1 protein-coding gene is annotated in these 6,360 nt (G+C 69.6%); it reads left to right on the top strand.

Going from position 1 to position 6,360, the window contains the following annotated elements; translation table 11 throughout:
• A partial coding sequence (locus ACLBYD_RS30035; protein ID WP_447819310.1) for an amino acid adenylation domain-containing protein occupies positions 1 to 6,360 on the top strand: 6,360 nt, incomplete at both ends.

Here is a 6,360-nt window from a genome sequence, read left to right as displayed (position 1 = left end):
CCCGTGGTCGTCGTGGTGTGTTGTTGCCGCAGTTGTTGGTGTCGGCGGTGGAGTCGGCCGGTGATGCGGTGGCGGTGGTGGAGGGTTCTCGGTCGTTGTCGTATCGGGAGCTCGATGCGGTGTCGTCGCGGTGGGCGCGGTGGTTGATCGGTCGTGGGGTGGGGCCGGGGGATGCGGTGGTGGTGGCGGTGCCGCGGTCGCTCGAGTCGGTGGTGGTGTTGTGGGCGGTGGCGAAGTCGGGGGCGACTTTCGTGCCGGTGGATCCGGGTTATCCGGCCGAGCGGGTGCAGTTCATGGTGGCCGATTCGGGTGCGGTGTTGGCGTTGACGGTGGCGTCGGTGGCGCAGGTGGTGGCCGAGGCGGCGGGGTCGGTGCCGGTGGTGGCGGTCGACGAGGTGTCGGTGGCCGCGCAGGTGGGGCAGTTGTCGTCGCGTCCGGTCTCGTATGCGGATCGGGTGCGTTCGCTCGAGCCGTCGGATGCGGCGTGGATGATCTATACCTCGGGGTCGACGGGGCGGCCGAAGGGTGTGGTGGTCTCGCATGCCGGTGTCGGTGGGGTGATTTCGGCCGAGCGTGAGCATTTCGGGGTCGATGGCTCGTCGCGGGTGTTGCATGTGTGTTCGCCGAGTTTCGATGTGTCGTTGCTCGAGTTGGGGGTGGGGTTCTCGGCGGGTGCGACGGTGGTGGTGGCGCCGGCGGGGGTCGGTGGTGGTCCGGATCTGGCGGATGTGATTGCGTCGCAGTCGGTGTCGCATGTGTTCATGACGCCGGGTGCGTTGGGGTCGATGGATCCTGCCGGGTTGGACGATCTGCGTGTGGTGGTCGTGGCGGGCGAGTCGTTCACCCCGGATCTGGTGCGGCGGTGGTCGGTGCCGGGTCGGCGGCGGTTCTTCAATGCCTATGGTCCGACGGAGACGACGATTCTGGCGACCTCGTCGGCGGAGTTGGTGCCCGATGCGCCGGTGGTGATCGGGTCGGCGATCGCGGGGGTGGGGGCGTTCGTGCTCGATGAGCGGTTGCGTCCGGTGCCCGAGGGTGTGGTCGGTGAGTTGTATGTGGCCGGGGCGCAGGTGGCGCGGGGTTATCACGGTCGGTTCGGGTTGACCGCGGCGCGGTTCGTGGCCGATCCGTTCACCCCGGGTGGCCGGATGTACCGGACGGGGGATCTGGTGCGTCGCAGCGGCGATGGGGTGTTCGAGTATGTGGGACGCAGTGATTTCCAGGTCAAGATCCGGGGTTTCCGGATCGAGCTGGGGGAGATCGATGCGGTGTTGTCGTCGGTGCCGGGGGTCGGTTTCGCGGTGACGGTGGGGGCGGCGTTGGCGTCGGGGGAGTCGGCGTTGGTGTCGTATGTGGTGCCCGAGGTGGGGGTGGTGCTCGATCCGGCGCAGGTGCGCGCGTCGGTGGGGGAGGTGTTGCCCGGTTATATGGTGCCGTCGTCGGTGACGGTGCTCGACGAGGTGCCGCTGACGCCGGTGGGGAAGGTCGATCGGGCGGCGTTGCCGGCGCCGGTGTTCGAGGTGGCCGAGTATCGGGCGCCGCGGACACCGGTGGAGATCGCGGTGGCCGAGGAGGTCGCGCAGGTTCTGGGGGTCGAGCGGGTCGGGTTGGACGATTCGTTCGTCGATCTCGGTGGTAATTCGTTGGCGGCGACGCGGTTGGTGGCGCGGTTGTCGGCGCGGTTGGGGTATCGGGTGGCGGTGCCGGTGGTGTTCGAGGCGTCGTCGGTGCAGGAGTTGGCGGCCCGTGTCGATATCGACACCGTCGGTGCCGGGGCCGGGAGTGTGGTGTTGGCGGCGCGGCGGCGTCCGGAGCGGGTGCCGTTGTCGTTGGCGCAGCAACGCATGTGGTTCCTCAATCGGCTCGAACCGCACTCCGCCGTGAACAACATCCCTGTGGCCATTCGCCTTTCGGGACGACTGGACACCAACGCGTTGCAGGCGGCGGTCTCCGACGTGGTGGAACGCCACGAATCGCTTCGCACCGTCTACCCCGAGATCGACGGTGTCGGCTACCAGCAGGTGCTGCCCGCTGCGGACGCGGTCGTCGAGGTCCGCCCCGAGACCGTCGACGCCGACGAGGTCCCGGCCCGGGTCGCCGAAGCGGTCACCACCGGTTTCGATGTGACGCAACAGGTTCCGATCCGAGTGCGCCTGTTCTCCGTGGCCCCGGACGAGCACGTGCTCGTCGTCGTGGTGCACCACATCTCCGCCGACGGCTACTCGATGGGACCGCTGACCCGCGACGTGGTGACGGCCTACGCCGCGCGTGTCGCGGGCGGGGAACCCGGATGGGCACCGCTCGAGGTGCAGTACGCGGACTACACACTCTGGCAGCGCGAGGTCCTCGGCGAGGAGTCCGACCCCGAGTCGCTCATGGCGCGCGAGACGGACTTCTGGACGCGGACCCTCGCCGATCTGCCCGAAGAGGCGACGCTGCCGTCCGATCGTCCCCGGCCGGCCGTCGCGAGTTATCGGGGTGCCTCGCACCGCCTCACCCTCGACGAGCGGGTCCGCGCAGCGATCGCCGATCTCGCCCGCCGCAGCGGCGCAACGGAATTCATGGTCGTCCACGCCGCGCTCGCCGTGCTTCTCGCCCGGCTCGGCGGTAACGACGACATCACCATCGGCACCCCCGTCGCCGGCCGCGGTGACGCCGCGCTCGACGATCTGGTGGGCATGTTCGTCAACACCCTGGTGCTGCGTACACCCGTCGAACCCGATGCGTCCTTCGGCGACTTCCTCGACTCGGTGCGCACGGCCGACCTCGAGGCGTTCACCCACGCCGACGTGCCGTTCGAGCGGCTCGTCGAGGTGCTCGATCCGCCTCGTTCGCAGGCGCGCCACCCGCTCTTCCAGGTGATGCTCACCTTCCAGAACATGCCGGTCTCACAGCTGGAACTGCCCGAGCTGACCGTCTCCGGTATCGACTTCGACGCGCAGGTCGCCAAGTTCGACCTGCAGGTCACCGTCGTCGACGTCGTCGACGCCGCCGGCGATCCCTCCGGCCTCGTGGTGGAATTCAACTACGCCACCGAACTGTTCGATCAGCAGACCGTCGCCGCTGTCGCAGAACGGTTCTCGCGGATCCTCGAGGCGGTCACCACCGATCCGCGCGTCGCTGTCGGCGACGTGCCGCTCGCCACCGATGGCGAACTCGACCGCATCCTCACCGAGTGGAACACGCTCGGCGAATCCGTCCCGGTCGTCGAACCGGCCACGCTGGCTGCACGTTTCGACGCGGCCGTCCGCACCCACGCCGCGAATGCCGCGGTGACCCACGGCGAGACGACCCTCACGTACGCCGAGCTCGGTGCCCGCGCGAACCGGATCGCACGCCGGCTCGTCGGCGCAGGCGTCGGACCGGGCACTCTCGTCGCGGTGGCTCTGCCGCGGACCGAGGACCTCGTGGTCGCTCTCACCGCGGTCGTGCTCTCCGGCGGCGCCTACCTGCCGATCGACACCGCTCACCCACAGGACCGTGTGTGGTACATCCTCGACCAGGCACGGCCCCGCGTGATCCTCACCTCGGATGCACTCGGAGACGAGCCCGGAGCGGAGGCGTTGCGCGGCAGCGGAATCGAGATGCTCGACGTCGCCGCCGCACAGAACGACGCCTCGGTCTCGGCCGATCCGCTCACCGACGCCGACCGGATCGCATCGCCGCAGCCGGACGATCTCGCGTACGTCATCTTCACCTCCGGTTCCACCGGCCGCCCCAAGGGCGTCGCTGTCACGCACCGGAACGTACTGACCCTCTTCGCCAACGCCGAGCCCCGCTTCGGCTTCGGCCCGGACGACGTGTGGACGCTGTTCCACTCCTACGCCTTCGACTTCTCGGTGTGGGAGCTGTGGGGACCGTTGCTGTACGGGGGCCGGCTCGTCGTCGTCGACTACCTCACCTCCCGGTCACCCGAGCTGTTCGCGCAGCTCGTGCGCCGCGAGGGCGTCACGGTGCTCAACCAGACGCCGTCGGCGTTCTACCAGTTCGACGAGGCCGATCGCACTCTCGCGGCCGACACGGCACCGCTCGCGCTGCGCTACGTCGTCTTCGGCGGCGAGGCACTCGACCCGGCCCGGCTCGCGGGCTGGTTCGATCGTCACCCCGCCGACCCACAACTGGTGAACATGTACGGCATCACCGAGACCACGGTGCACGTGTCGTACCAGCCCATCGACCGCGCCCTCGCGAAGGCCGGTGCCGCCAGCGCGATCGGACGCTCGCTTCCCGGACTGGACGCCTACGTCCTCGACCGGCGCCTGCATCCCGTGCCCGCCGGCGTGCCGGGGGAGCTGTACATTTCCGGCGACCAGCTCTCCCGCGGATATCTCGGACGCCCCGACCTGACGGTCGCGCGCTTCGTCGCGAACCCCTTCGGTCGCGGTCGCCTCTACCGCACCGGCGACATCGCGCGGTGGAACGGCGAAGGCATCCTCGAATACGCGGGTCGCAGCGACTCGCAGGTCCAGCTCCGCGGCTTCCGTATCGAACTGGGCGAGATCGAGTCGCAGCTGCTGCAGGCTCCGGGTGTCGCACAGGCCGTCGCGATGGTCCGGGACGACGGACTCGGCGAACGTCTCGTCGGTTACGTCGTCGCCCGCACCGGTGAGACCGTCGATCCGGCCGCGGTGCGCGCGCACGCATCCGAATTCCTCACGGGGTACATGGTTCCCGATGTGGTGACCGTGCTCGACGAACTGCCGCTCACGGTGAACGGCAAGCTCGACCGGCGCGCTCTCCCCGTGCCCCGCATCGACATCGACGCCGATCGTTTCCGCGAACCGGCCACCGAATCGGAACGGATCGTCGCGCAGGTCTGGGCCGAGGTGCTGGGTATCGAACGCGTCGGTGCCGACGACTCGTTCTTCGACCTCGGCGGCAACTCCCTCGTCGCGACACGGGTCGTCGCCCGCATCAACGAGGCGACCGGAGCGAGCCTGGCCATCCGGGGACTGTTCGAAGATCCCACCGTCGCGGGTCTGGCGGCGCGCGTCGACGGCGGCGGTTCCGATCGCGCGGTGCCGGAGCTCGTCGCACGGCCGCGTCCCGATCGCATCCCGCTCTCGCTCGCACAGCAGCGCGTGTGGGTGCTCAACCAGCTCGATCCGGGCTCCGCGACCTACAACATCCCGCTCGCCATCCGCCTGCGGGGTGCGCTCGACATCGATGCGCTGACCGCAGCGGTACGCGACGTCGTCGAGCGGCACGAGACGTTGCGCACCGTCTACGCGCAGGACGAGCAGGGCCCGTTCCAGAAGATTCTGGATGCGGAGTCGATGCCGCTGCTCGAGGTGATGCGGGTGGCCTCCGAGCAGGAGGCCTTCGAAGCGGTGGTCGAGGTCGCCGCGCAGGGATTCGACGTGTCCTCCGAGCCGCCCGTACGCGGTCGCCTCGTCTCGATCTCTGCCGGCGGCAGCGCCGGCCCGGTCGTCTCCGACGATCATGTCCTCGCACTCGTGGTGCACCACATCTCGGCCGACGGTGCCTCGCTCGTGCCGTTGGCGCGCGACCTCATGGAGGCCTACGTCGCCCGGCTGTCCGGATCGCGCCCCGACCGGCCACCGCTCGAGGTGCAGTACGCGGACTTCGCGGCGTGGCAGCAGGAGACCTTCGGCGACGCCGAGAACCCCGACTCGCCGGCCGGTCGCCAGCTCGCCTACTGGAAGCAGCAGCTGGCCGGGGTACCGGACCTGCTCGACCTGCCCACCGACCGGCCGCGCCCCGCGGTACCGAGCCTGCGCGGAGCCACGGTCTTCACCGAGGTCGACGCGCCGACCCGGCAGCGGCTCGAGGCACTGGCGACCGAGAACCGCGCGTCGTTGTTCATGGTCGTCCACGCCGCGCTCGCCGTCCTGCTCGCGCGGATGAGCGGTTCGCGGGACGTCGTCGTGGGAACCGCTGTCGCGGGACGCGGCTCGCGGGTGCTCGACGACATCGTCGGCATGTTCGTGAACACACTCGCGCTGCGCACGGACGTCGATCCGGGCGCGCATTTCGCCGACATCCTCGGACAGGCACGCACCGCCGATCTCGAAGCGTTCGCGCACGCCGACGTCCCGTTCGAGCGCATCGTCGACGAGGTCGTCGCCACCCGGTCGCCGGCACGTCATCCCGTCTTCCAGACGATGCTCTCGTTCCAGAACCTCGAACCCGCCCGGCTCGAACTGCCCGAGCTCACGGTGGAAGCACTCGATTCGGGGGTGCTCGCCGCGAAGTTCGACCTGCAGGTGACCGTGGAGCCGCTCGCCGACGACGACGGCATGCGGATCGCACTCACCTACGCCGCCGACCTCTTCGACGAGACGACGGCGCAGGCACTCGCGCAACGCTTCGTGACGGTCCTCGACGCCGTTGCCGCCG

The sequence above is a fragment of the Rhodococcus sp. C26F genome, assembly GCF_053345925.1.
This window is presented reverse-complemented; position numbering and strand designations above follow the sequence as displayed.